Source organism: Schaalia vaccimaxillae DSM 15804, from assembly GCF_000420425.1.
GTDB lineage: Bacteria > Actinomycetota > Actinomycetes > Actinomycetales > Actinomycetaceae > Pauljensenia > Pauljensenia vaccimaxillae.
This window is the reverse complement of record NZ_ATUX01000009.1, coordinates 90,528-114,495: the sequence shown is the minus strand read 5'-3', so window position 1 is coordinate 114,495 and position 23,968 is coordinate 90,528. Positions and strand designations below refer to the sequence as shown.

The 23,968-nt window shown below is 56.9% G+C and carries 20 protein-coding genes; 7 read left to right on the top strand and 13 right to left on the bottom strand.

From position 1 onward, the window contains the following. The 10 genes from ftsE to G439_RS0108365 all read right to left on the bottom strand — a co-directional run bounded on the left by ftsE (position 1) and on the right by G439_RS0108365 (position 8,332). Positions 1-690 (bottom strand): cell division ATP-binding protein FtsE, encoded by a 690-nt coding sequence (ftsE, locus tag G439_RS0108410; RefSeq protein ID WP_022868742.1) that lies wholly within the window; start codon positions 688-690, stop codon positions 1-3. Positions 691-905: 215 nt separating this feature from the next. Beyond that, the gene (gene prfB, locus G439_RS0108405) at positions 906-2,027 is read right to left on the bottom strand and encodes a peptide chain release factor 2 (protein ID WP_022868741.1); all 1,122 of its coding nucleotides are present in this window, start codon (positions 2,025-2,027) and stop codon (positions 906-908) included. Between the two features lie 153 nt (positions 2,028-2,180). After that, positions 2,181-3,542, bottom strand: a complete 1,362-nt coding sequence (gdhA, locus tag G439_RS0108400) for an NADP-specific glutamate dehydrogenase (RefSeq protein ID WP_026459548.1) — start codon at positions 3,540-3,542, stop codon at positions 2,181-2,183. A 133-nt stretch (positions 3,543-3,675) separates the two neighbouring features. Then, positions 3,676-4,143, bottom strand: coding sequence for a hypothetical protein (locus G439_RS0108395; RefSeq protein ID WP_022868739.1), 468 nt, complete (start codon positions 4,141-4,143; stop codon positions 3,676-3,678). Then, positions 4,140-4,598 carry a 1-hydroxy-2-methyl-2-(E)-butenyl 4-diphosphate synthase gene (locus G439_RS0108390; RefSeq protein WP_165544534.1) on the bottom strand — a complete coding sequence of 153 codons (459 nt, stop codon included), beginning with the start codon at positions 4,596-4,598 and terminating at the stop codon, positions 4,140-4,142. The genes G439_RS0108395 and G439_RS0108390 overlap by 4 nt, the downstream gene beginning before the upstream one ends. A 31-nt stretch (positions 4,599-4,629) precedes the next feature. After that, a complete protein-coding gene (locus G439_RS0108385; RefSeq protein ID WP_022868737.1) occupies positions 4,630-5,037 on the bottom strand; it encodes a TadE/TadG family type IV pilus assembly protein in 408 nt (135 codons plus the stop codon). 57 nt (positions 5,038-5,094) lie between these two features. Next, positions 5,095-5,301 carry a hypothetical protein gene (locus tag G439_RS0108380; protein ID WP_022868736.1) on the bottom strand — a complete coding sequence of 69 codons (207 nt, stop codon included), beginning with the start codon at positions 5,299-5,301 and terminating at the stop codon, positions 5,095-5,097. 57 nt (positions 5,302-5,358) lie between these two features. Continuing rightward, the gene (locus tag G439_RS0108375) at positions 5,359-6,261 is read right to left on the bottom strand and encodes a type II secretion system F family protein (protein ID WP_022868735.1); all 903 of its coding nucleotides are present in this window, start codon (positions 6,259-6,261) and stop codon (positions 5,359-5,361) included. After that, a complete protein-coding gene (locus tag G439_RS0108370; RefSeq protein ID WP_022868734.1) occupies positions 6,258-7,118 on the bottom strand; it encodes a type II secretion system F family protein in 861 nt (286 codons plus the stop codon). Before G439_RS0108370 ends, G439_RS0108375 begins: the two co-directional genes overlap by 4 nt. Beyond that, positions 7,115-8,332 (bottom strand): TadA family conjugal transfer-associated ATPase, encoded by a 1,218-nt coding sequence (locus G439_RS0108365; RefSeq protein WP_022868733.1) that lies wholly within the window; start codon positions 8,330-8,332, stop codon positions 7,115-7,117. The genes G439_RS0108370 and G439_RS0108365 overlap by 4 nt, the downstream gene beginning before the upstream one ends. A 155-nt stretch (positions 8,333-8,487) precedes the next feature. Between G439_RS0108365 and G439_RS0108360 the strand changes: the two genes are divergently transcribed. Further along, positions 8,488-9,621 carry a phosphotransferase gene (locus G439_RS0108360; RefSeq protein WP_131333600.1) on the top strand — a complete coding sequence of 378 codons (1,134 nt, stop codon included), beginning with the start codon at positions 8,488-8,490 and terminating at the stop codon, positions 9,619-9,621. 30 nt (positions 9,622-9,651) lie between these two features. Here G439_RS0108360 and G439_RS0108355 read toward each other — a convergent pair whose 3' ends face one another. Both G439_RS0108355 and G439_RS0108350 read right to left on the bottom strand, forming a co-directional pair. Next, positions 9,652-13,023, bottom strand: coding sequence for an ATP-dependent helicase (locus tag G439_RS0108355; protein WP_022868731.1), 3,372 nt, complete (start codon positions 13,021-13,023; stop codon positions 9,652-9,654). A gap of 14 nt (positions 13,024-13,037) precedes the next feature. After that, entirely contained in the window at positions 13,038-16,160 is a 3,123-nt protein-coding gene (locus G439_RS0108350) for a UrvD/REP family ATP-dependent DNA helicase (RefSeq protein WP_026459542.1), read from the bottom strand. A gap of 77 nt (positions 16,161-16,237) precedes the next feature. On the opposite strand from G439_RS0108350, the gene G439_RS0108345 reads away from it, so the two are divergent. Next, the gene (locus G439_RS0108345; RefSeq protein WP_022868729.1) at positions 16,238-16,459 is read left to right on the top strand and encodes a DUF3107 domain-containing protein; all 222 of its coding nucleotides are present in this window, start codon (positions 16,238-16,240) and stop codon (positions 16,457-16,459) included. A 110-nt stretch (positions 16,460-16,569) separates the two neighbouring features. On the opposite strand, the gene G439_RS0108340 is transcribed toward G439_RS0108345, so the two are convergent. Further along, positions 16,570-17,199, bottom strand: a complete 630-nt coding sequence (locus G439_RS0108340) for a ferritin-like fold-containing protein (RefSeq protein WP_022868728.1) — start codon at positions 17,197-17,199, stop codon at positions 16,570-16,572. Positions 17,200-17,316: 117 nt separating this feature from the next. On the opposite strand from G439_RS0108340, the gene G439_RS0108335 reads away from it, so the two are divergent. The 5 genes from G439_RS0108335 to G439_RS11675 all read left to right on the top strand — a co-directional run bounded on the left by G439_RS0108335 (position 17,317) and on the right by G439_RS11675 (position 23,917). Next, positions 17,317-18,036, top strand: coding sequence for a FadR/GntR family transcriptional regulator (locus G439_RS0108335; RefSeq protein ID WP_022868727.1), 720 nt, complete (start codon positions 17,317-17,319; stop codon positions 18,034-18,036). A 200-nt stretch (positions 18,037-18,236) separates the two neighbouring features. Beyond that, entirely contained in the window at positions 18,237-19,631 is a 1,395-nt protein-coding gene (locus tag G439_RS11680) for a four-carbon acid sugar kinase family protein (protein ID WP_022868726.1), read from the top strand. Between the two features lie 64 nt (positions 19,632-19,695). Continuing rightward, positions 19,696-20,580, top strand: a complete 885-nt coding sequence (locus G439_RS0108325; RefSeq protein WP_022868725.1) for an NAD(P)-dependent oxidoreductase — start codon at positions 19,696-19,698, stop codon at positions 20,578-20,580. Between the two features lie 5 nt (positions 20,581-20,585). Then, the gene (locus tag G439_RS0108320) at positions 20,586-21,959 is read left to right on the top strand and encodes a GntP family transporter (RefSeq protein WP_022868724.1); all 1,374 of its coding nucleotides are present in this window, start codon (positions 20,586-20,588) and stop codon (positions 21,957-21,959) included. Between the two features lie 185 nt (positions 21,960-22,144). Then, complete coding sequence (locus G439_RS11675; RefSeq protein WP_022868723.1) at positions 22,145-23,917, top strand: DEAD/DEAH box helicase; 1,773 nt, start codon at positions 22,145-22,147, stop codon at positions 23,915-23,917. Positions 23,918-23,968 lie beyond the last annotated feature (51 nt).

Here is a 23,968-nt window from a genome sequence, read left to right as displayed (position 1 = left end):
TCACCTGGCCGATCCGTAGACGCCGCGGGACTGGTCACGGACCACGTTGCCATCGTGCAATTCAATGACGCGCTTGCGCATCTGGTTAACGATGTCAGCGTCGTGGGTGGCCATAACAACAGTGGTTCCTGCACGGTTAATGCGGTCAAGTAGACGCATGATGCCCAGCGACGTGTCGGGATCGAGATTGCCCGTCGGTTCGTCAGCTAGCAGCAATTCGGGACGGTTGACCATTGCGCGCGCGATCGCAACACGCTGTTCTTCGCCGCCAGACAGTTCGTGCGGCAGTCGCTTTTCCTTACCGGAAAGCCCTACGAGGTCGAGGGCTTCGGGAACCTGAGTTTGGATAGCGTGCTTGGTTTTGCCAATGACCTGCATCGCTAAAGCAACATTTTCGTACACGGTCTTTGACGGGAGCAGCCGGAAATCTTGAAAAACCGTCCCGATTTGACGGCGTAGTTTCGGCACAGACCAGTTCGATAGCTTGGACACATCCTGGCCCAGAACCCAGACTTTGCCTGACGTTGCTTTCATTTCTCGCATGACAAGCTGAAGGAAAGTGGACTTTCCGGAGCCGGATTTTCCGACGAGAAAGACGAACTCTTCTCGTTCGACCTCAAGGGACACGTGGTCCAGGGCGGGGCGTGCACCGGGCGTGTACACCATGGTGACGTCGTCGAATCGAATCATGATTCCGTTCCAGATCGGGGTTACGGTCCCGATCAGAGTAGGCACCGCCTTGCCTAGGCGGGCCTAACGACACGCATCCTGTGCGATCCCAGGTTCATCACCTGCGGCACACGAGGATGATTGGCGCCTTGCGCGAACCACAGCAAGATGGTCGAAGCCACGAGCGACATCGGCCGACATCTCGAGTGGATCACCCGATGTCGGTGTTGCGCTACTCAGCCTTCGGTCTCGTTTTGTTGGTTCTTACGCCAGCGAATACCGGCATTGATGAAACCGTCGATATCGCCGTCAAAAACGTTTTGTGGGTTGCCTGACTCGAACTCGGTGCGCAGGTCTTTAACCATCTGATAGGGCTGGAGGACGTAGGAACGCATCTGGTCGCCCCACGATGCTTTCACGTCGCCAGCGAGCTCTTTCTTCTTGGCTTGTTCTTCCTCGTGGCGCAAGACTAGGAGCCTGGATTGCAGAACCCTCAGGGCCGCAGCGCGGTTTTGAATCTGGGACTTTTCGTCCTGCATTGACACGACGATGCCTGTAGGGATGTGAGTCATGCGTACAGCCGAGTCCGTCGTATTCACAGACTGACCGCCAGGACCTGATGAGCGGAACACATCGACCTTGAGTTCGTTTTCAGGAATCTCAATATGGTCAGTGGATTCAATGAGCGGAATGACCTCAACCGCAGCAAAGGACGTCTGACGGCGCCCCTGGTTATCGAAGGGACTGATGCGCACGAGGCGGTGAGTTCCAGCTTCAACCGACAAAGTACCGTAGGCGTAAGGGGCTTGGACCTCAAAGGTCGCTGATTTCAGGCCGGCTTCCTCAGCGTAGGAGGTGTCCATGACCTTCGTCGGGTAGCCGTGGCGTTCGGCCCAACGCAGGTACATGCGAAGCAGAATCTCAGCGAAGTCAGCGGCGTCGACACCGCCGGCGCCCGAACGAATCGTAATAACGGCGTTGCGTTCGTCGTACTCACCGTCCAAGAGCGTGCGAATCTCAAGTTCGGAGATGTCTTTCTTGAGCGAATCGAGGTCGTTTTGCGCTTCTTCAAGGATGAGTTCGGCCTCGTCAGGATCCTCCCCTGCCATCTCAACCATGGCTTCAAGATCGTCGATTCTGTCCACCATCTTGGTGACCCGGTCAAGCTCCGATTGGCGGTGGCTCAGCGCTGAAGTCACTTCCTGAGCATGGGCCGGATCGTCCCACAGATCGGGAGCGGTTGCCTGGGATGAAAACTCTTCGATCTGGGCGCGCAGCTTGTCGGGCTGGACGACCGCGATGACGTTGTCCATCGTGGTGCGCAGGTTTTGGATTTCTTCAGCAAATTCAGTGGCCACCCGTCTAGCCTAATCGATTCGCTGCAAGAGTGAAGACAGGGGTAACGAGGACGACCGCGGCTCAGCGCATCGCAAACTCAGTGGGGGCCGGCATCCGCAAGGATGTCGGCCCCCACTCGAACAGCTGAACTATCAGCCCTCGACCACGCTAAATCAGATGACTCCGTGGGCAAGCATCGTGTCAGCGATCTTGACGAAACCAGCCAAGTTCGCGCCCGCAACATAGTCGCCGGGCACGCCATACTCTTCGGCAGTCTCAACCGAAGCCGCATGGATGTTCACCATGATCTGGTGGAGCTTTGAGTCAGTTTCCTCGAAAGGCCACTGGGTGCGGCCCGAGTTCTGCTGCATTTCCAAAGCCGAAGTAGCCACGCCACCAGCGTTAGAAGCCTTGCCGGGTGCGTAAGCCACGCCCGCCTCCTGGAGAGCCTCGATTGCTTCGGGAGTAGTGGGCATGTTCGCGCCCTCGGCGACCAGTTGGACGCCATTCTTGATCAGCGCCTGCGCGCCCGACAGCGGAAGCTCGTTCTGGGTGGCGCAAGGAAGAGCGATGTCGCAGGGAACATCCCAAATGGAACCATCGGAAATGAACTTGGCGCTGGAACGCTCGTTGGCGTAGTCGGAGACACGTCCGCGACGCACCTCTTTAATGTCCTTGATGAGGTCGAGGTCAATACCGGCCTCATCAACGATGTAACCGGAGGAGTCAGACAGAGCGATGACGGTGCCGCCAAGCTGCTGGACCTTCTCGGTGGCGTAGATTGCCACGTTGCCAGAACCGGAAACGACGACCTTCTTGCCTTCGAAGGAATCAGACCTCGTCTTGAGCATTTCTTCAGCGAAGTACACCAGACCGTAACCGGTGGCTTCGGTACGGGCGAGGGAGCCGCCCCATGCCAAGCCCTTGCCGGTCAAAACGCCCGCGTCGAAGCGATTGGTCAGGCGCTTGTACTGGCCGAACATGTAGCCAATTTCGCGAGCGCCCGTACCAATATCGCCGGCGGGAACGTCGGTGTCGGGGCCGATGTGGCGGTGTAGCTCGGTCATAAAGGATTGGCAGAAACGCATGATTTCGGCATCAGACTTGCCCTTCGGATCGAAGTCGGAGCCGCCCTTGCCGCCGCCAATAGGCAGACCGGTCAGTGAGTTCTTGAAGATCTGCTCAAAGCCCAGGAACTTAATAATCGACAGGTTCACCGAGGGATGCAGACGCAGGCCGCCCTTGTAGGGGCCGATGGCGGAGTTGAATTGGACGCGGTAGCCGCGATTGACGTGGACGTTTCCTGCGTCATCGGTCCACGGGATACGGAAGAGGATCTGGCGCTCGGGCTCAACGATGCGTTCGTAGATCGAAGCATCAGCGTATTCCGGCTTGCGCTCAGCAAGAGGGGCAATGGTCAGCAGGACCTCGAAGACAGCCTGGTGGAATTCGGGCTGCGAGGGGTCCCGATCCACGACGGACTGATAGACGGGACGAAGCGATTCGGACAGACGATTGATGTCAAGATTTCCCATAGCCAAAATTTTGACAGTCTTTACCTTGTCATGAAAACAAGTTTCCATATTCTGGCGCGGACTTTTCAGCGGGGGCTCACGAGGAGGAAAATCAATAACGGCCTCACCTCTTTAAGGCTCTCTCCCACATAATTCACCGAATAATCGACGATGATGTGCGCTCTAGAATCGGCGCCGCAACACCGGAAAATCCCCTCGGAAGTCCCGGCAGTACAGACTGTGCACGAAGAGTCACAAAGACCTCGTTACCTACGATCACCGTGTCGATAATTTCAACGCCGGCCCCTACTGAACATGACGAATCAGACATTATTTCTACGGCACTCGTAGCGCTGGCCACCGCCCCGCTTTCAGAAAGCACCAGCTCGTCCGCGCCCATAATGTAGAAACTGTCCCCATCGATCGCACCAGCAGCCGCGCTTGAAGCCCTGTCTGCACAGGCAATCAACCTGCGGTCTTGAATGGCAACGGAGGTGACGGCCATCGAAATCAGAACGAAAACTACAACAACGCCAACGCAAGCCACGAGCAGCATCCCAATGCGCCCGTCATCATCGGCCAGCCCTTTTCTTGTCATCAATCGGCTGCGCATTCCCCTCATTGGATTACTACTCCTTCAACTGGGGCACTCGCTGTTGAAGTCACCGGGATCCACGCGCGGTCATTGACCCAATCTGGCATCAACGGCAAACGAACACTGGTGCGCACGCTGACGGTCACATTCCGATTCGCACCCGAACACACTTGGCATCCAATGGTTGTATCAACCCCCTCGTCGACGCCGAAGTCCTGGAAAGCCAGAGAAACCTGAGCTCTCGCAACCGCTTCTTCGGCCGGATCCTGCGCCAAGATCCGCACGGCCTCTCGGGAGGCGGCCTCGCACGCCAAAACACTGGCCTGCACCTGTGCGAGAGCCAGGATGAGGTACAGCACCGGGACGACGACAATCACCATCAATGCGACGAACTCGACAGTGGCCTCGCCCTCGTCTCGCACAGATCGTTTGTAGAGGTCACTCAGACGGCGGTGAAGAATCGACTTGTGAACAGCGCTCACAATCGAACCTTTCTTCTGGCGGCGAGCCCGATCAACGTTCATCGTTACCCTCAACAATTGAGGTTCCGCGCACCGTCAGCCATTGAGGGCCCAGATTGAGCAGGATAGGCAGAGCGGCTGTCAGCTCGACAACGATCACTTCGCGCCCTGCTTGGGTCGAATACGAGGCCGAAATCTGACGCTGCGACGACGCTCCCACTACAGATGAATAGATTTCATCTGTGCGAGCAATAGCTTCTTGGGAGTTGCCGCCCAACAGACCTCCACGTCGGGCTCCCTCACCTGCCGCGCTGATCGCCATATTGCGGGTATGTAAAGCAAACCCCATTTGAAGCAATGCCAACACGATCAGCATAACTAGGCCTTGGAGCAGCACCGTTGAAACAACCTCAGAGCCTCGATCGTCACCCAAGGATCGCTTAAAGTCCCCTGACCGCATCAGTGCAATCCACTGCCGTATTCGCACCAAGATTCGCCTCGCCAGATGTTTCCCCGGTCAGATTCCTGAGACGGAGTCCAATGCACGATTAAAGATCTCGATCAGACGATCCGAAGCAACGCCCCAGATGAGAACGACAAGAGCCGCCGTCATCAATGTAATGAGCACCCAGCCGGGCACATCACCGCGCTCATCGTCGTCACTGACGAAGAACGACGCGATGAATGCTTTGAGCAAAAAGATTTTTGAATGGAACAGGTCCATTATTCACTCCTGGTTCTTGGTTTTCCTTGGGGACTGGTTGAAATGGGTCGTGCGGCTTCAGGGGGAAATATCCAGAGCCATCAAGCCCGGATAGAGAGCGAAGAGGATCGTGACTGGCAGGATCAGGAAAATCACGGGGAAAAGCATGGCGATCTCGCGTTTACCGCCCTCTTCCATGAGTGCTTGGCGTGACGATTCTCGGATGTCGCGAGCCTGGTCATGCAGTACCTGGGCTAAGGGAGCTCCCCGCTCAATCGACGTAATGAGTGTCTGGCAGAGCCGGTCCAGGGCCGCAGAATTATTGCGGGCGGACAATTCCGCCAAAACGCGTGTCGAGGGCGACCCCGTCTTCATGTCTGCGACTGCCTGACTGAGTTCAGTGGCCAGATCGAAAGTAGAGATGCTTGCGACGCGCTCCAAAGCGTTGGGAATCGATTCGCCGGCTCCCACAGCTAGTGACAACAATTCGGAAGCGTCGGGTACTTGCAACTCGATCCGCTTCTGGCGGGACGTGGCCCTCCAGGTCAAAACACGATCCCATAGAGCACATCCTGCAAGAGCTCCAATTGCCCCAGACACAATAACGACGGGCATGCCCGACAGTCCTCGCGATGCAAGGACAGGGATCAAGGCGGCGACGGTGACAGCCATGCATGTCACACTGCAAATGAGTTGCTGAAGGCGGAACGGCCCGACGTCTTCATTCTGTCCAAGAAGCTGCAGCCTGCGTTGAACAGAAGATGTTGTCGAACCGAGCGCCTCTAAGACGCCGTTGATCCATGCCACCGTGTCGGTGGAATCTCTAGCTACCGTCCTGCCAGGTTGAACGGCTCCTTGGGCAACACGCCGAGCTAAATTCGGTCGGCGCGCATCGACGGCACCAATGAGCCAGAAAATCCCAGAAGCGCCGACGATTCCAACGATCGCTGGGACTACGAGTGATGACATCAGAGCATTCATCGCATCGTCCTCGGATCAGAGGACAGGCGACCAACGTATTGCATGAGCAGATACGCAACCACGCATAATGCGGCTCCAGCCGCCAGCACCCCGACACCCTGCGCGGAGTTCCAAGCGGCCGCGGCCTGAGGCTGAGCGGAGATCATGACGAGGACGAGCCACGGCGCCACCACCGCCAATCGCGCAGCATTGACAGTCCAGGACTGACGGGCTTCCAATTCTCCCCTGACTCGGGCGTCCTCTCGCAATAAAGTTCCCAGATCTCGCAGGAGGATTGACAGGTCTGAACCTCCGACCTCGCGCGCCAGGCGAAGAGCTTCAACAATCCGGTCTGCTACCGGATCAGCAAGTCTGGCTTTGAGTCGGTCAAGAGCTATATCAAAACGACCCTCCGCCCGATAGTCACTTGCAAAAGCCCGGAAAGCAGGTTGAAGAGCTACCGGACCGGACGTCCCTAAGTCCGAGAGCAATTCGGCAAGTCCAGCCCCTGAGCGCACTCCCGCGACGAGGGTATCAATGACATCGGGCCATCCTTCGCGCATCTGGCGCAGCCGCCGCCTGGCAACAGACGAGAGATACATTTGCGGCAGAGGGACAACGATAATCCCGATAACTGCAGATACTGCAATTACTCCGGTCCATGCGAATACCAGGAAGAAGACTGCGAGTCCAGCACCCAGGGATAATCCCACCAGCCGACGAACCGTCAATCCCTGGACGCTCGCGCGCACCAACTGATCATCCCAACGGATGAGCCATTGAGGACGGGCGATGTGCAGGTGCGGTGCTCCCACCCACACTGAAGCGACGAGGACGAGTCCGATCCCTAAAGTGAGTCCGAGGATGACGGCAATCATGAGGCTCGTCCTGCCAGGAGGGCGGCGAGGTCGAAGCCTGCCGCTGCGAAGCGGTCGTGCATGTCTAGGCCTCCCGCGCCGCGTTCAAGTGTCGTTCCGTTGAAGCGCCACAATTCCGATGCCTCAATGCGCGTGCCCTCAGTTCTGCCTGGTATTGCCACGATTTCGCTCAGTCTGCGTTTGCCGGTGGCATCGCGTTCTACCTGACACACGAGGTCGACGCTGGACGCCAATGTGGGAACAACGAATCCGGTGGTCACGTTTTCCCCAGCTAGCAGGGGCAGAACCGTCAATTTGTCGAGGGCTTCGCGCGCCGAGTTGGCGTGAACGGTTGCCATGCCCGGTACTCCGGCGTTAAGAGCGAGGAGCAGATCGAGTGCTTCAGGACCTCGAACTTCACCGACGATAATGCACTCTGGTCTCATTCTGAGTGACTCTCGGACCAGGTCGCGCAGCGTGATTTCTCCGCGATTTTCGATATTGCCTGGGCGAGTCTGCATGGCAACGCAGTCCCAGTTGGCCAGCCCAAGTTCAAATACTTCCTCGCAGGAGATGACTCTCCTCGACCGAGGAAGTTCGCCTGCTAGCGCCCGCAGTAGGGTGGTCTTACCAGCCTGGGTTGCACCGGAAACCAAGATTGATAGGCCAGAGGCCACAGCTGCTTTAAGGAATTGGGCCATCGGCTGGGGCACCATGCCGACACTGACCAAGTCATTGAGGCTGCGCGCCCATTGCACATGCTTGCGAATATTGACTGACCAGTGCCGTCCGGTTACGGGTGGAATCACCACGTGGAGTCGTTCGCCGCCCCTGAGCGTGGCGTCAACAAAAGGCTGAGACAGGTCCAGTCGTCGCCCTGAGTGCACTAGCATTCGTTCAACGAGTTCACGAACGTCTTGATCGGACAAGATCACGGTGGTCAATTCAGCAACACCAGCTCGAGCGGCAAAGACTCTAGAAGCAGAGTTGATCCAGATTTCTTCAACCTCGGGGTCATCGAGCAGACCTTGGATGGGGCCAAGTCCGGCAACTTCGGACATGATTTCGCGTATGCGCTCATCACGTTCGACTGGTGTCAATGGTTCAGACAGCTGGTCAATGGCTTCTTCGACGAGGGCGAGCGTCGCATCAGTGTGCGTATTTGGATCAATTCCGCGGCGCGCAAGCCGTTCGCGGATCCACTGCACGTGGTTTTTTAAGGCGTGTGCCTGCATGCTCAGATCCCTTCTCTTGCACGAACACCAACTTGCTGACCGATCGGTTGAAAGTTAGCAGTGTCTCCCTATAAAGAACAAGACTTTGCCTCAAGCTGTGGAAAACCCCGACGAGATTCCCAATCAGGCGCGCCAAGCGCATGTACCGTGATGGGGTGAATCGCGCGAAGACTCCCCTCGAATTGGCAGCCCTTGCCACTGCAGCCGTCCCCGGTCTGCAAGTCGCTGGATTGAAGCCACCCCAGTACTGCGACGAAGTCATGTCGGTAACAGGCCTCATCGACCGTCAAGGCAATCGTTGGACGGTTTCTTGTCCTCACGACACTGTGGGCGGCCTCGATATCGATGCTCAGTCGGGAGTCCTTGACCATCTGGCCAAAGCACGGGACGCCAAACGCATTCCTTTCGATGTTCCGCGTATCCACGGCAGTACGCGCACGCCCGAGGGCGACCGTGTCATCGTCCACCAAGATCTGGGTGGACGTAACATGCAAGACTTCGACTTCGAGGATCACCACGTATTGCCAGCATCCTTGGGGCGAGCTTTGGCTGCACTGCACAATCTGCCCAAATCCGTCTACACCCTGCTGGACCTGCCCTCCTATTCGGCCAGTGAATGTCGCGAACGTCAATTGGCACTCCTTGACGAGGCCGCAGCCCAGGTCTTGATCCCAGCAAACCTATGGGACCGTTGGGAAGCTGCTCTTGAGGATTTATCCCTGTGGCGTTTTCAATCCGTACCCGTCCACGCAGACCTTCAAGACAAAGCGATCATCGTTGACAACGGTGCCGTGACAGCAATGACAGGGTTCTCGTCAGCACATGTGGGTGATCCAGCCCAAGACATCGCATGGATCTTGGCTCGTTCTACCGAAGAGTTCCTCGAGGGTTTCAGCAACGCCTACACGCGAGACCGCAACGGCGTCGACCTCCAGCTTTTCGTCCGCGCTCAGCTCCTATCCGAACTCGCTATCGTACGTTGGCTGGTCCACGGCCTACATGCCGAAGATCGATCGATCGTTGAAGAAGCACGCCAGATGCTCAGTGAGCTGTCGCAAGACCTAGGCGAGGATCAGCTCGTGACACCTCAAGCACCGATCGCCCCATTAAAGCCTGACACGGCAGAGCCTCGGCACGAGGAATCAGGACACACGGTCGAAGAACCAAGCGCCGACGAGACAACGCAAGAAAGGCAACCGTCTCTTGACGAGTCGGCGAGGGGATTAGACGCAGGAGAGCCTGCAACGGAAAAGCTTCGACTTGATTCGAATGGCTATCCTCTGGTCTGACCCCGCGGATGCCTTGTGTTGTCGTCCTTTTTAATTCATCGCTACCGTCACTAGATCTGCCAGGTCTTGGGAGGCGTAGTCACCACACATAGACTCAACCTGTTTCAGGTTGAGAATGTTCGGCTCGTTCATAAATACGACCTTGGCGTCGACCTCGTCCGGGTCAATATTCATCCTCTCCGCCCAAGCTTTCTTGTATAGCCGCAACTGTGTGAGGTAGTAGCGCATCTGCTTGGCTGACGTGTGAGCTCCCGGTGTTCGTCCCGATTTCCAGTCGACCACGACGTATCGACCGCTCTTTTCTTGGAATACGGCATCGATTCGTCCTTGGACACTGATTCCACCAACGGTGACAGCGAAAGGTTCTTCCAAAGCAATCGGAGTCAGACTCGACAAATCCAAAGACATAAAGTTGTCTTTGAGCTTGTCTAAGCGCAGGCGCGTCTCCTCGTCTAACGCTGACTCATCAATCAGAGGGTCTATTGGCGGTTCCTCGGCTCCCCTGCGTAATTGACGTTCTACCCAAGCGTGGAAAATTGTCCCCAACTCCGAGTAGGCGGAGGGTTCAACCGGCATAGGCCGACGAAGGTCAGATGCGAATTGCTGGGGGTCTTCAAGTAGAGCCGCCACCGATGTTGCGGGGATCGCGTCTTGCCAAATCGTGAGAACGCACTTTTCGTGAGCAGTTCTTCGTTCCTCGAGCAGCGCTGTCACGTCACGCACTGACGGCTCATCTTCGATCTGCGCCAGCATCTCGAAGATGTCCTGGTCGCTTGTCATTTGAGCGAGTTCTGCGCATACAGACGAGGCAGCTTCGGCCATCCGAAGCCTTGATGGCCCCGGAGTCTGCGGGAAGAGCGCCGGTTCTTCAGCGGGTAAAAGCATCTCTGCTTCATCCCTTGGCGGACACTCGACAATGGCTGATTGAAGTTGTGCCAACTCGTCTTGAGCACTGGTGGCCCCCACCGGCTGGTCTATGGGCGAGCCGCAAGTAGCCGCGGGTGACATCGCAGCGTCCCCAATTGCCAACGAAGTATCCATCGACGCAGCTGCCTGGTTCTCGGCATCAATATCCGCCTGCAGGACGCGCATGAGAGCGCGGCGGCCTTCCATCAGGTAGCGGGAAGGATCTCGCGGAGTCTTTGCGGTATTCACCCACGAGCCAATGAGGAGCTGGTTGTGACGCGCCCTGGTCATAGCAACATATGCCAGGCGGCGTTCTTCCCTTTCCAGGTGAGCGCCCATCGATGGCTTGTAGTGGTCCTTCAACCAGTTGCTGAATTGTGCAGACGGCGTTCTGCCCTCCGTTAGCTCAATGGCAAATGGGGGCAGATCCTTCGAGTCTCCTCGTAGAGGATGCGGCAGCTCTGAAATCGCATTCACCCATCCCACATCGCCTGGCGGTTCTTCAAGCCAGTCAACGGACTTGCCGGAGTGCTTGGGGAAAGAGCCATCAGACATGCCAAAGACAACAACAGAGTCCCATTCCAGGCCTTTAGCCGCGTGGATTGTCATGATCTGAACGGCATCAGGATCCGGTTCGGCGGTTGCCATGTCTAACCCGGACTCTTCTTCCTCAACAGCAGCCAACCACGTGAGGAACGACGAAAGACTTGCTCCCGGCGTCTCAGCCTCGTAGTTGACCACCACGTCAACGAATGCATCGAGGGACTCGCGCCCACCTGCAGTCAGAGGATCAGCAATCGCGTCATCGACAATCCCCATGATGGTCATGGCTCGTTCAACTTGTTCTGTCAGCCCACGCCCTGCTCCTTCGCGGATAGCTGCCAGCCGTCTTCCCAGCAGGGAAATACGTTCCCATCCGATCTGAGACAAGGCTGGGCGCCCCTGCCCAGCCGACCAACCAGGCTGGGGTGGACTGTCCACCGCATCAAGCAGGATCGCCGTATACGGATCGTTTCCCTCTTGCCGAGCCCGATACGCCGCCCAATCTGCCAGAGCAACCAAATCTGAAGCACCCAGGTCGAGATTGGCCAGCAGTCTCATGAGAGAGGGGGACTGGCGTGGATCATTAGACAATTGGAGGACTGCTCGCAGATCGACAATGACAGGCTGATCCAATAGGCCACCAAGCCCAACCACTTGGGTCGGTATGCCTCGCTCTTTAAGTGCACGTTCAATATCTTTGAAAGGGGCTCTCCTGCGGCTCAATACTGCAACGCTCGGGCGCTTCTTGCCGATACCTACCCTGTGTGTTTCTACGAAATCGACCACCCTTTTGAGTTGGGCTTGGTAGTTCTCAACGTAGGCAACCTCAACTTGTCCCCTGTCCGCCCCCGGCCTGGCGTTGAGAATAGGAGATTTTGCCCGCCGCGAGTGCTCCCTCAGCGGCGTAGCAATCTCGTTAGCAGCCACAAGGATCTGCTGATCATTGCGCCACGCCGTCGAAAGCGTCAGGGTCTGTTCGGGCTCCGGCTCAGCTTCGGTTTGGAAGCGTTCCAGGAAGGTTTCCAATGACGAAGCAGATGCTCCACGCCACCCGTAAATAGCTTGATTCGGGTCTCCGACGGCCGTGACTGGATGATCATGGAACAGTGCTGCCAACAGTTCCATCTGAATGACCGAAGTGTCCTGAAATTCGTCGAGCAGGACGGCCTTGTATTCTTTGCGGATCAACTCGCGCACAGCCGGTGCTTCTTGAACGATTCTGTGTGCGAGGACTAGTTGGTCCGAAAAATCCACGTATCCCGCGTCGCGTTTACGGCGAGCAAATTCTTCGATTGGTCCCAGAAGACTGATGCGCGTGTCATTAGCGCCACGCGCACAACGCGCGTCGCCGTTGCCATGGCCAACAATGCTTAATTCGTGCCCGAAGTGTTCCAACGCCAGACGCGCTTCTTCGATTGAATACCTGTGCTCGCCGATTTGTCCGGCGAGTTTAATCGCAGCTTGAACCAGTGTGGCCAGGCTTTTATCCGAATGTAAATCGCCCTTCCACGTGGAGATGATGTCGGTCATCATCTGTACGGCGGCTGCTTGCCCCAAGACTGTGAAGTCGGGATCGACCCCGATCCTGAGCCCATGCTCAGAAACAATGCGTTCCGCAAAAGAGTTGTAAGTGGAGGATGTAGGTTCGGCCTCGTCCTCTTGTTCCCACCCCAACCTGGGGCCAAGCAAACGCAATCGTTCGCGTAGCCGATCCCCTAGTTCGCCGGCGGCTTTGCGGGTAAACGTCAGTCCAAGAACAGCGTCGGGCTCAATTTCTGGATGGTTCGCAACGAGCCACAGGACACGCATAGACATGGTCTCGGTCTTACCCGATCCAGCGCCGGCGACCACCAGCAGAGGACGCGTGGGCGATTCAATGATCTGAATCTGCTCGGGCGTCGGGGTTTTGCTTGGATCAACGAGTTCTTGAATCTGAAGAGCTGAAAGTTCCATAGTTTTCGACATCCTCACTCAACTGCTCGAGTACTCGTTTGCTTCGCTGGACACAAAGCCGTGAAGGAACAGAATTGACAGGCTTGAGCCGATGGCGTCGCCAAGTAGCTTGGGCCGGCTGCGAAGTCTTTGATGTGGCGAATCTTCTTCAACCATTCTTCGCGTTCTTCTCCTTGGAGTTCAGGTTGAACCAGAGTCGAATTCTTCCCTTCTCCTACATGGGCGATTCTTGCGCCGCGAACGTCGTAACCTTGAGCTTGCAAAGCCAGTTGATAGGCAGCCAACTGAGGATTGGCAATGACTTCATTCTTCGTTGGCTTTTTCTTTCCAGTTTTAATGTCAGTGACTCTGACACCATCATCAACGTGTTCGATGCGGTCAATGCGCCCTCGAATGGTAATTCCTTCAACCTGGGCACTTATCGCAGTCTCGACATCAACCTCACCAGGAACACCCGCCATATAGTCTGCCAGTGCCAGGGCGATGGACTGCGCACGGTTGAGGGATTGGCCACCCAACCACGTTTCTCCATCGATTTCTAGTTCGCCGATGCGGTTCTCAAGTTCGGTAAGAATCTCTTCAGCTGTACCATGCGGCATTGCTTCAGCGATGTCATGGATCAACGTTCCCAACTGCTGGGACGCATCCGCCTTGGGTTCAGCATTGACTTTTCGCGAGAAGAACCATTTGAGCGGGCATTGGATCGCAGTCTCGAAAGCTGATGGGGATAAAACAACGTCTCCGGCAACAGGTTCTTCGGTTGACAACGCCCCGCCAGATCCCAGCCAACGCTGCGGCTGCGCTGCGGGGACGCCCTCGTGAGCCAGTAAGGCGAGTAGTCGCACTGCTGATTCCTTGTCCGCTCCCCTTTCTGGTTGAGCGGCGTCGCGGCGCAGCTGAGCGACCTGGCCCGACAAGTCAAGAGGAGCGGGCACCTCTTCCAAGACGATGACATCATCTTCGTTGCGTTCGACGTCGCAGTAGCGAGCCAGGATGTCGAAGAAAGCAGAAGGCGCAGCATCTTGCGTACGGACCGCACCGAGGTGGATGTGCTGGGTCGCTCTGGACAGTGACAATGCAAGCATTCGTAATTCATCGTCGAGGACGGCGCGGCGGGCGCTCCTAGGATCGTCGATGAGTTCGCGTTTTCCATCGACGGCAACCGAGAACCGCCCGGCATCTAAATCGGCCAGAAGATCGGCGCGAAGCATTCTGCTACGTAAACGAAGATTTGGCCAAACTCCGTCTTGAAGGCCAGCAATGCAGACGACGGGCCAGCGTCTGCCGACAGCCTGAGCGGGAGTGAGCACATGGACGCCCTCGGGCCTGACTCCGACCTGCGAAATCGTGTCCACGGGGACGGCGCCCGACAGTAATTGGAGAGCAAAATCGTGCGCACTGCCGACCACGTTGCGTTGCTCCCAAATATCAGCCACCCGCATGAGCGCGACAACGGCATCAAGCTGGTCGTCATACCAGGCTGATTCCGCATCCCCCACGATGGCTTTGTCTTTCCATTCATCCGCGACTGATGCTGCATTCCACATCTGCCACAGGGCTGCGCGTGGCCGCATTGACCATACCTGAGAACGCAGTTCCCACATTGCCGATGCTCGGGACAGTTTCGATGCGCGCTCCGTCCCTGCCCACCTGTTCCATAGTTCGTCGTTGTTTAAGAGGTCGGTCAGTCCGATCGCAGTGTTTCCCTCAGTGCGCGCCCTGGCTGAACGCAAAAGCCGCTGGATTTGAAGCTGATCAAGGCCAACAAAGGCCGAGGTCACCAACGCATTCGCAGACTTCTCGTCATCGCGTTTGTCTTGGCTGTCAGGCATCCGAACAAGTTCGAGCAGCGTACGAGTCACAGGCTGGGATGCAAAGTCGAAGGCTTGGCTACCCCCAGCAATCGGCACTCCCCCACGGCGCAGATACCGCGTGAATTCCTCAGCCATGGACGCCGATCTGACAATGACGGCCTGGTCTGCCCAGGCAACACCATCGTGAAGATGATGAGCCCGCAAAATACGAGCTAAAAGAGCACCAAGTTGTGGGTTTGAGGCCGTCAGGTGCGCATCAATTACGGCCTCGGGTAGACCTTCTTCTGCGGATGCCTTTGCTAAGCGCCGGTCTATCGGTCCGGATTGGGTAATTCTTCCCGCAATGCCCGTGACCAGGTCGCGAACCAGAACGGGTTGGTCATGGATTTGCGCCAACGTCATGATCGGGACGCCGAGGGCGCGGGCTAACCGCAAGTCCAGGTGGGGTTCGCCCCCGCGGTAGCCAGCGATTGCCACATCGGAGTCGCCCAACGCCACGATTCGAGTACCTTGACGTGCAGCAGCTTCCAGCAAGGACACGGTAGAAGCAGTGCAGTCCTGAAGATCATCAACGACTAGCACATCAGGAATTGGAACGCTTGCACTCACCCCGCGCTGGGGTGCCAGGTCAGCCCACGAATCGATGGTCGACGCGGCCAGCCCTTGAATCCTCGATAGGTCTACAGACAAGACATTCTCATACTCAATATCTGCTGCTTCACCCTGAAGATACTCGACGAGCAGATGACCACTGCCCACCCATTGCTCTTGGCCAAACTCGTGGCCTGCACGGATCAAATCCTGACCATCAAGACCCGCCTCACCCGCGCGGGCGAAGAGGTCACGAAGTTCAGCGCGAAAGCCCGGCATGGCACGCATCTGTTCATTTATCGACTCTGGCCACGGAGCCGGCGTGCGTGCTATTAAATCGGCTAAAAGCTGATCGTGTTGAGCCCCGGTAATGAGTTCGACTCCTCCCAACGGTTCACGTCTGTGCGTGCGCCACGTCGACACAATCAGATACGCCAGTGATGCAGGGGTTCTAACCGGCCTGACACTATGAGGCAAAATTGCCTGCACCTTGGGCGTCAAATAGTCCGCGCGTACACGATCAGGAACCAAAAGCATGGCCTGTTGTCCAGCTTGGGCTGCGGCGCGCAGCACCATGAGGGCCGTCGTCGTCCTGCCCGAGGACGCAGCCCCCCGCACAACAACAGAGGATGTGGCTGCCGCGTCGAGCACAGCTTGTTGGCTGGCATCTGGAGTCGGTAGCGTCGCCCAGCGCGCGGGTCGGGCACGTAGCTGCACATCAATTTCGCTCATGACTGAATACTTGCAGAGTGCATGGGCATCTGCGGCACTTAGCATTAAGGAGTCACTTCTATTTCAAGGAGATTCGAATGAACGTCACTGTGGGATTGGTCGGTAGCGCCCGCGAAATCACCCTCGAACTGCCCATCGACGAGGACGCCCTCGCTTCACGACTGACTGAGGCTGTCAACCAAAACACTGTCCTGGAACTGACGGACACTAAGGGACAGCGCACCCTCATCCCCGGCCGAGCTGTCGCCTACATTCAAGTCACTGACCAGCAAGAACGCCGAGTAGGCTTTGCGATCTGATTCCTGATCACGATCTGATTCCTAGTCAACCTTCCGCCTAACAACACAAAGACGCGGGTGTGCGCCACCAATTTGGCTGCGCACACCCGCGTCATTGTGCCTGCCTGCCATCACGGCTTGAGGTGTAATTCCTTCATACGCTCGCCATGGCGAGTCGTCACAAACTCGGCAATCTCGTCCATCGCCTCGGGAGTCATTGCCAAATCCGGGTGAGTGAAGAGAGTCGCACGCACGAGGCCGATCACTTCGCCTGCAACGCGACGAGCCCACAGGGACAAACGCGCTGCCAGCTGCTGGTCAGCCAGAATGCGCGGCCCGAGGTGCGTGCGCACCCACTCTCCCTGACCCAAATCCCACAGGCCATCTGCGACACCAAAAAGCTCATGTCTGCGAGAGATCTCTGCCAGCATGTCGCCGATAATTCCAACCGTCACATAGGTCTTGGTTGAACGCTCTGCCCACGTCGTGGGGCGAGTACGGGCATCCAAATCGTCATAGAGGCCCGAATATTCGCTTGCCACTGCTGGCAGATCGACGCCGCGGTGCGCCGACCACACTTCAAGCTCCTCAAAGATTTCAAAGGCGCGCTTAGACATACGAGCGTGTTCGATATGCGCTGCAATCGTGGGCGACTGGTCACCATCCTTGGCGAGCCTTGTCATTACCGCGAGCGCGGAGAACGCCAAAAGGCCAACGACGTCTGCGTCGGCGCCCGATACGGGTTCGTATTCATCAGCCATGCCCCCAGGGTAATCCCTTTGGAGTTCCTACGAAGCTAAAACTCCTTAGACCCTCAGCGGCGCCATGTCACGAACCATTAACTACTCGACTGTGGCAAAATCCGCTCAGGAGGAAGAATGCGTACAGATCTAGTTGGACAGGTCGTTGATGTGATTATCGACCGAATAGCCACAGGAACGTATCTTGAGGGTGACGCGTTGCCAGGCGAAGTGGATCTGTCCCAGGATCTCGAAGTATCCAGGCTCACGGTGCGTGAGGCCGTCAAGATTCTGCGCGACAGGGGCGTTCTCAACGTCATTCAAGGGCGTGGAACCTTTGTAGCACCGCGTCATAGGTGGACTGATTTAGAGTCCCTCGTCTACTTGACCGCCGCCGAGTCATCGGACCGCACAGTGGGACTTCGCCTCGTTGAACTACGTCGAATGATTGAAGTCGGGGCAGCCGGATTGGCCGCTCGAAATAGGACGGATGCTCATCTATCAGCGTTAGACGAGGCTTTCAATGCGATGCAGGAGGCTGGCGATATCAACGACGTCGATGCTGTGGTTAAATTCGACCTTGAGTTTCATCGTCAAATTCTCCTTGCGTCGGCAAATCCATTCATCCCCGCGGCTTTCGCACCCCTAGAGGGCGCTCTGAGAGGTTCTAGAGTCGTCACTGCTTCTCATCCGAAGGTCCGGTCACGCGCGCAGGAGCACCATCGGTTGATTCTCAAAGCGATTCGCTCTCAGGACGAAGAAGGCGCAAAGGATGCAATGAGGGCGCACATGACTCAAACTCGTCTTGATCTACTGGCAAGCACTTCCGAAGAGCACACAGAACATCCTCTTTTGTAGAACCAGGTGGATCTGTTAGGCACTGCTGTGCCCAAATTTGGCGCATTTCAAAGAGCTTTTCTCCAAGTAGTTGCCGATATTTACGATTGCGCGTAAATTACCTTCAAGTCCTCAGAGGTCTGAGGACTTGAAGTAAGGCGTCACAAAGGAGTGAATATGCCATTGATTTCACGTCAAGCCCTTCTTGAAAGTCTGCCCCGGTGCGTCCGATCACTGCTCAGCAAGTTCGCGAAGCCCAAAGCAACGCCAGGCGTAACCCAGTCAATATCGTTCTCGATGACGACCCGACCGGCACTCAATCCGTCTGCGACCTACCCGTCTTAACCTCGTGGGAGGTTCACGACTTCGTCTGGGCCCTTGAGACCGGCAAACCCAGCGTTTACGTGATGACGAACTCACGTTCCTTGAGTCCAACTGACGCCGAACGCGTCAACCGTGAAGTCGTTAAGGCTGCACTTGAAGCAAGCCAAATCCTCAGCATCGACATCACGTTTATTTCCCGATCAGATTCGACTCTGCGGGGCCACTTCCCACTAGAAACCAACACCATTGCCGACGTCCTGCGGCACGCCACAGGTACGACGATCGACGGCGTCATCCTCGTCCCCGCATTCCCCGAGGCGGGAAGAATCAGCGTGCACGGCATTCACTACGCCGGAAATGCTCAATCTGGATATCTGCCTGCAGCTGAGTCGGAATTCGCCCAGGACAACACATTCGGATATGCGCACTCGGATTTCAGAAGCTGGGTCGAAGAAAAAAGCCAAGGACAATTTGACGCCACCGATGTCATCCTCATTGACATCGAAACGCTACGCACAGACCCGGATGCAACCGTCGACCTCCTACGTTCCGCCCACGGGGCCCAGCCCATCGCAGTCGATATCGTCGAGCTGGAAGACATGCGCGCCCTCGCACTGGCACTCATACGAGCCGAAGACCTGGGCTCACGTTTTATCTACCGCGTTGGCCCGCCTTTCGGCCGCGAACGCATCGGTCAGGAAATCCACCCACCATTGACCCCGGAAGAAATCCACGCATCTCGCTGTGGCCGAGAAGCTACAGTCGGAGGACTCGTCGTCGTCGGTTCTCATGTCGGCGTCACAGCCCGCCAACTTGACCATCTGACGCAGAGACTCGACGCCCGCACATTGGTGATCGATTCCGCTCGGATCATCAACGATGAAGATGCCCAGACCCACATCAATGAACTCATCAACGAAGGCGCAAACGCTCTAGACACCTCCAGCGTCATCTTGCGCACCTCACGCGCGCTGCTTTCGGGATTCGATGCGCAAACAGCACTGGCTCATGCTCGTAAAATCTCAAGCGCCATCGTCGAGGTTGTCAACGGCATTGCCCGACGCACTTCGCCTCGTTTCGTCGTCGCTAAGGGTGGCATCACCTCCTCAGACGTAGCATCAAAAGCACTTGAGATCCGCCGAGCCCGTGTCATCGGACCAATGCTTCCCGGCATCGTGTCCATGTGGTCGTCCCAGGACGGCCTTGCGCAAGGTATTCCCTACATCGTGTTCGCTGGCAACGTCGGCACCGATCAGTCCCTCGCCGATGTCGTCGAGAAACTCCTGCAATAAAAGCCGCACCCTTTACCCCAATTACGTTACTCCGATACTTCTCTAATACTTCTAGGAGCCCACTATGTCCACCTCAGTAACAGTCCTCGGACTAGGAGCTATGGGGCTACCAATGGCAACTAATCTCGCCCAATCGTTCCCTGTGACTGGCTTTGATGTCTTCGAGGCCAGACGTGATGCCGCTGCCACTGCAGGGATCACCATCGCATTGGACCCGCAGGATGCCTGCCGCGATGCAGATGTCGTTCTGATCGCAGTACGCAACAGTGAACAGCTCGAAGACGTCCTGTATGGAGAATCCGGCATTGTCACCGTACTCGCCAAAGGATCAGTCATCATCTTGACATCGACTGTCGGCGTTGATGCCGTCGAAGAGGTCGCAAGAAAGTTGGCCGACGCGGGCATCGGTCTAGTCGACGCACCCGTATCAGGCGGTCCAGTTCGGGCCGGGGAAGGCGACCTCCTCGTCACATGCGGAGCCTCTGCCGACGTCTGGGAAAAAGCACAACCTGTGCTTAATACAATGGCCGGAACTCTGGTGCTCGTTGGCGATACACCAGGCAAAGGGCAAGCTATGAAAACCGTCAACCAGTTACTGTGTGGTGTCCACATTGCCGCAGCAGGAGAAGCCCTCGCCCTCGCCGGTCGGCTGGGACTGGATCAACGGAAGGCTCTTGAAGCTCTCATGGCTGGAGCAGCCGCCTCGTTCATGCTCGGCAACCGCGGTCCACGAGCCATTGAAGCCTACGAAGGACACGATCCTGAGGTCTTGTCACGACTCGATATCTTCACCAAGGACATGGGGATTGTCACCGCAGCAGCAAAGAAAGCCGGTATTTCCGTCCCTCTTGCCGCAGCGGCCGAACAGCTCTACCTCTTGGGAGCAGCGCAGGGACGCGACGGGGACGATGATTCGACGATCATTCGAGTTGTCGCGCCATCGAGGTGATTCCCATGTCAACCGGTTTGCTCTTAGGAATCGCCATTGGTGCGATCATCGTTCTGCTACTACTGGTCATCAATGTCAAAATGTCGGCCTTCGTAGCAATGCTCCTCGTGTCCCTCGGGACTGCCCTAGTGACAGGAATTGCGCCGGAAGAGATCGTGTCTACTCTGCAGGAGGGGATGGGTAAAACCCTCGGCTCAGTCATGATTGTCGTCGGACTTGGCGCAATGCTCGGGCGCATTATCGAAATATCTGGCGGAGCGGACAGACTAGCCCTAACATTCACTCAGAAACTCGGTGAAAAACGAGTTATCGGCGGTGTAGTCGCGGCCTCGTTCATTCTCGGTATCCCAGTGTTCTTCGATGTCGGTTTCATCATTCTTGCCCCGATCGTGTTTGGATTTGCGCGCATCGCAGGTATTAATCCGTTAAAGATTGGCCTTCCTGTTGCCGCTGCAATGCTCACGGTTCACGTCGCATTACCTCCACACCCAGGTCCCGTGGCAGCAGCTGGTATCACAGGTGCAGACACAGGGATGATGATCCTCATCGGCCTTCCCCTGTGTGCAGTAACAGTCCTTGTCGGCCATTTCGTCGCCAAACTATTCCGCGTCGATCAATACACTCTCGAGGGTTCGCCAGCACTCAAACACGTGGGATCAGTTGGATCAGTTGGTGCCGACGCAGTTCTAACACCAAAGCACAGGTCTCTCGGAGCAGGAACAGTTGTCATCCTGATCCTCTTGCCAATCCTTCAAATCATGGGCGGAACTGTATCGAATATGGTGCTCGAAAAGGGAAGCACTGCCCAAAGGTGGTTGAGTCTCATTGGATCCTCCCTAGTCGCCCTGTTAGTTGCTGTCATCGTCGCCTCGATTGTTGTCGGACATCAACAACGATGGGATCTCCAAAAACGCGGATCTGTGATGGATTCAGCTTTACCGGATGTGGCTGTCATTGTGTTCGTGACTGGAGCTGGAGGGGTTTTCGCCTCTGTACTCGTTGCTTCAGGAATCGGCGATGCTCTGTCTAAAGCGCTCGTCGCTCTCCAGATGCCGCTCGTTCTGGCGGGCTTCCTCATCTGTCTGGCATTGCGCGCCTCACAAGGTTCCGCAACAGTGGCTATCTTGACCAGCGCCGGCCTAATGGCTCAACCCATCGCTGATGCTGGTTATTCGCCTGTGCAAATCGTCCTCATGACCTTGGCCATTGGTTTTGGGGGGCTGGGCCTGTCCCATATCAATGATTCAGGCTTCTGGATTGTGACGAAATATATGGGTCTGTCAGTCAAAGACGGTTTAAGGACATGGACAGTACTGTCTACTGTTTGTTCCCTCGTTGGGTTCCTTCTGACCTGGGCCATCTTCGCCCTGATTTCATGACGAGCGTTTGGTCATAGATCGTCTATTCGACCGGTCAGCCTCGGTTTTCCTCCTACAATGGCAGGGACCACGGCTGACCGGTCGCTTGTTATGCGAATGAGAATGCGCGCCTGCAGGTGCTGAGAAAATGCGCGATCGGCTGCCACCCCGATCCCCGGAGATTGACCCGGGAGACAAGGCTGATCGTGACTGCCACGAAGCATGACGGGACCGATGTACCCGAAACGTCCGCGCCCGAAAACACACCTCAAGCTGAGAACACTGCCCCCACTACCGCCAAGACTACGGCCGCCGAATACTCCGCTGGAGTCGTGCGCCTGGGCGACATTAAGGTTGCTCTTCCTGAAATTGAAGAAGCCACCCCCGATGTCATTGATTCTGGCGAGGAGGACCTTGAACATAAGTCTTTCGCTGACTTCGGCGTCACTGACCCCATTGTTGACGCCCTCGAAGATAAGGGGATCACTCACCCCTTCCCCATTCAAGCTCTGACTCTTCCTCCTGCGCTTGAACGTCACGACATCATCGGCCAAGCCAAGACCGGCACGGGCAAGACCCTGGGCTTTGGTATTCCCGTCCTCGAAGATGTCATTGCCCCCGGCGAGCCTGGCTACGACGAACTCCTTAACCCCGGGGCACCGCAGGCGCTCATCATTTTGCCGACGCGAGAGCTGACCAAGCAGGTGGCTTCGGACCTGCGCACCGCTGGCGCCTACCTCGATACTCGTATTGTTGAAATTTACGGCGGCGTCGCTTTCGAGTCTCAGATCGAAGCGCTGGAAAAGGGCGCCGACATTGTTGTGGGAACGCCCGGGCGCCTCATCGACCTACTGCGCAAGGGGCATCTACACCTGTCTGGCTGTGAAACTGTCGTATTGGACGAGGCCGACGAAATGCTCGACCTCGGCTTCTTGCCAGACGTTGAGACTCTCCTGTCGCGTGTACCGTCGAACCGCCACACCATGCTGTTCTCAGCCACCATGCCTGGGCCTGTTGTAGCTTTGGCTCGTAAGTTCATGGAACACCCCACGCACATCCGCGCTCAGGACCCCGAGGATCAAAATCAGACGGTGAACTCCGTTAAGCAGGTGATCTACCGAGTTCACGCGATGAACAAGGTTGAGGTCGTGGCCCGCATCCTACAGTCGAAAGGGCGAGGTCGCTCCATAATCTTCTGCCGCACGAAGCGCACAGCTGCTCGTCTGGGAGAGGATTTGACGGATCGCGGATTTGCCGTGGGTTCGCTGCATGGCGATCTTGGCCAAGGCGCGCGCGAACAGGCTTTGCGTGCTTTCCGCAATGGCAAGGTTGATGTCCTGGTTGCCACCGACGTGGCTGCCCGCGGTATTGACGTTGACGACGTCACCCACGTCATCAACTACCAGTGCCCCGAGGACGAGAAGATCTACATCCACCGCATTGGCCGCACGGGCCGCGCAGGTAACTCCGGCACTGCCGTAACCTTCGTGGACTGGGATGACACACCTCGTTGGTCGCTCATTTCGAAGGCCCTGGGCTTGGGTGTGCCCGATCCTTTGGAGACCTACCACACCTCTGAGCATCTCTTTACTGACCTTGATATTCCTGAAGGTACGACTGGCCGCCTGCCGCGCGCTAAGCGCACTCTTGCGGGTTTGAGCGCAGAGAAGTTAGAAGATTTGGGCGGTCCGTCGTCACGCCCTCGTGACGGCGGTCGAGGCCGTGGCCGAGGTGGCCGCGGAGCGCCCAAGGGTGGCATGGGCCGCGTCCACTCGGGGGATCGTAACCGCAAGTCACGCGACGGCGACAAGGTGATTAATCCCGGTAAGCAGGGCCGTTCTGATCGCGGCACGCGAGGCCGAGGGCGCGGCGAGCATTCGGCTGAACCGCGCAGCAGTGCAGATGCGGCCAAGCCTGCTCGTAAGCGGATTCGCCGTCGTAAGGGGGCGGCTGGCTCGGGAGCTTCTTCAGAAGGATGAGTTGCTTGCGGCCACAGCGCCGCGGCTAAATGTAAGCAAACGAGGGCGGGA

What these genes read in the sequence shown, in the direction of transcription:
- ftsE (WP_022868742.1), bottom strand. Translation starts at nt 690, where the DNA reads ATGATTCGATTCGACGACGTCACCATGGTGTACACGCCCGGTGCACGC.
- gdhA (WP_026459548.1), bottom strand. Translation starts at nt 3,542, where the DNA reads ATGGGAAATCTTGACATCAATCGTCTGTCCGAATCGCTTCGTCCCGTC.
- G439_RS0108395 (WP_022868739.1), bottom strand. Translation starts at nt 4,143, where the DNA reads ATGAGGGGAATGCGCAGCCGATTGATGACAAGAAAAGGGCTGGCCGAT.
- G439_RS0108385 (WP_022868737.1), bottom strand. Translation starts at nt 5,037, where the DNA reads ATGCGGTCAGGGGACTTTAAGCGATCCTTGGGTGACGATCGAGGCTCT.
- G439_RS0108380 (WP_022868736.1), bottom strand. Translation starts at nt 5,301, where the DNA reads ATGGACCTGTTCCATTCAAAAATCTTTTTGCTCAAAGCATTCATCGCG.
- G439_RS0108375 (WP_022868735.1), bottom strand. Translation starts at nt 6,261, where the DNA reads ATGAATGCTCTGATGTCATCACTCGTAGTCCCAGCGATCGTTGGAATC.
- G439_RS0108370 (WP_022868734.1), bottom strand. Translation starts at nt 7,118, where the DNA reads ATGATTGCCGTCATCCTCGGACTCACTTTAGGGATCGGACTCGTCCTC.
- G439_RS0108365 (WP_022868733.1), bottom strand. Translation starts at nt 8,332, where the DNA reads ATGCAGGCACACGCCTTAAAAAACCACGTGCAGTGGATCCGCGAACGG.
- G439_RS0108355 (WP_022868731.1), bottom strand. Translation starts at nt 13,023, where the DNA reads ATGGAACTTTCAGCTCTTCAGATTCAAGAACTCGTTGATCCAAGCAAA.
- G439_RS0108350 (WP_026459542.1), bottom strand. Translation starts at nt 16,160, where the DNA reads ATGAGCGAAATTGATGTGCAGCTACGTGCCCGACCCGCGCGCTGGGCG.
- G439_RS0108345 (WP_022868729.1), top strand. Translation starts at nt 16,238, where the DNA reads ATGAACGTCACTGTGGGATTGGTCGGTAGCGCCCGCGAAATCACCCTC.
- G439_RS0108340 (WP_022868728.1), bottom strand. Translation starts at nt 17,199, where the DNA reads ATGGCTGATGAATACGAACCCGTATCGGGCGCCGACGCAGACGTCGTT.
- G439_RS0108335 (WP_022868727.1), top strand. Translation starts at nt 17,317, where the DNA reads ATGCGTACAGATCTAGTTGGACAGGTCGTTGATGTGATTATCGACCGA.
- G439_RS0108325 (WP_022868725.1), top strand. Translation starts at nt 19,696, where the DNA reads ATGTCCACCTCAGTAACAGTCCTCGGACTAGGAGCTATGGGGCTACCA.
- G439_RS0108320 (WP_022868724.1), top strand. Translation starts at nt 20,586, where the DNA reads ATGTCAACCGGTTTGCTCTTAGGAATCGCCATTGGTGCGATCATCGTT.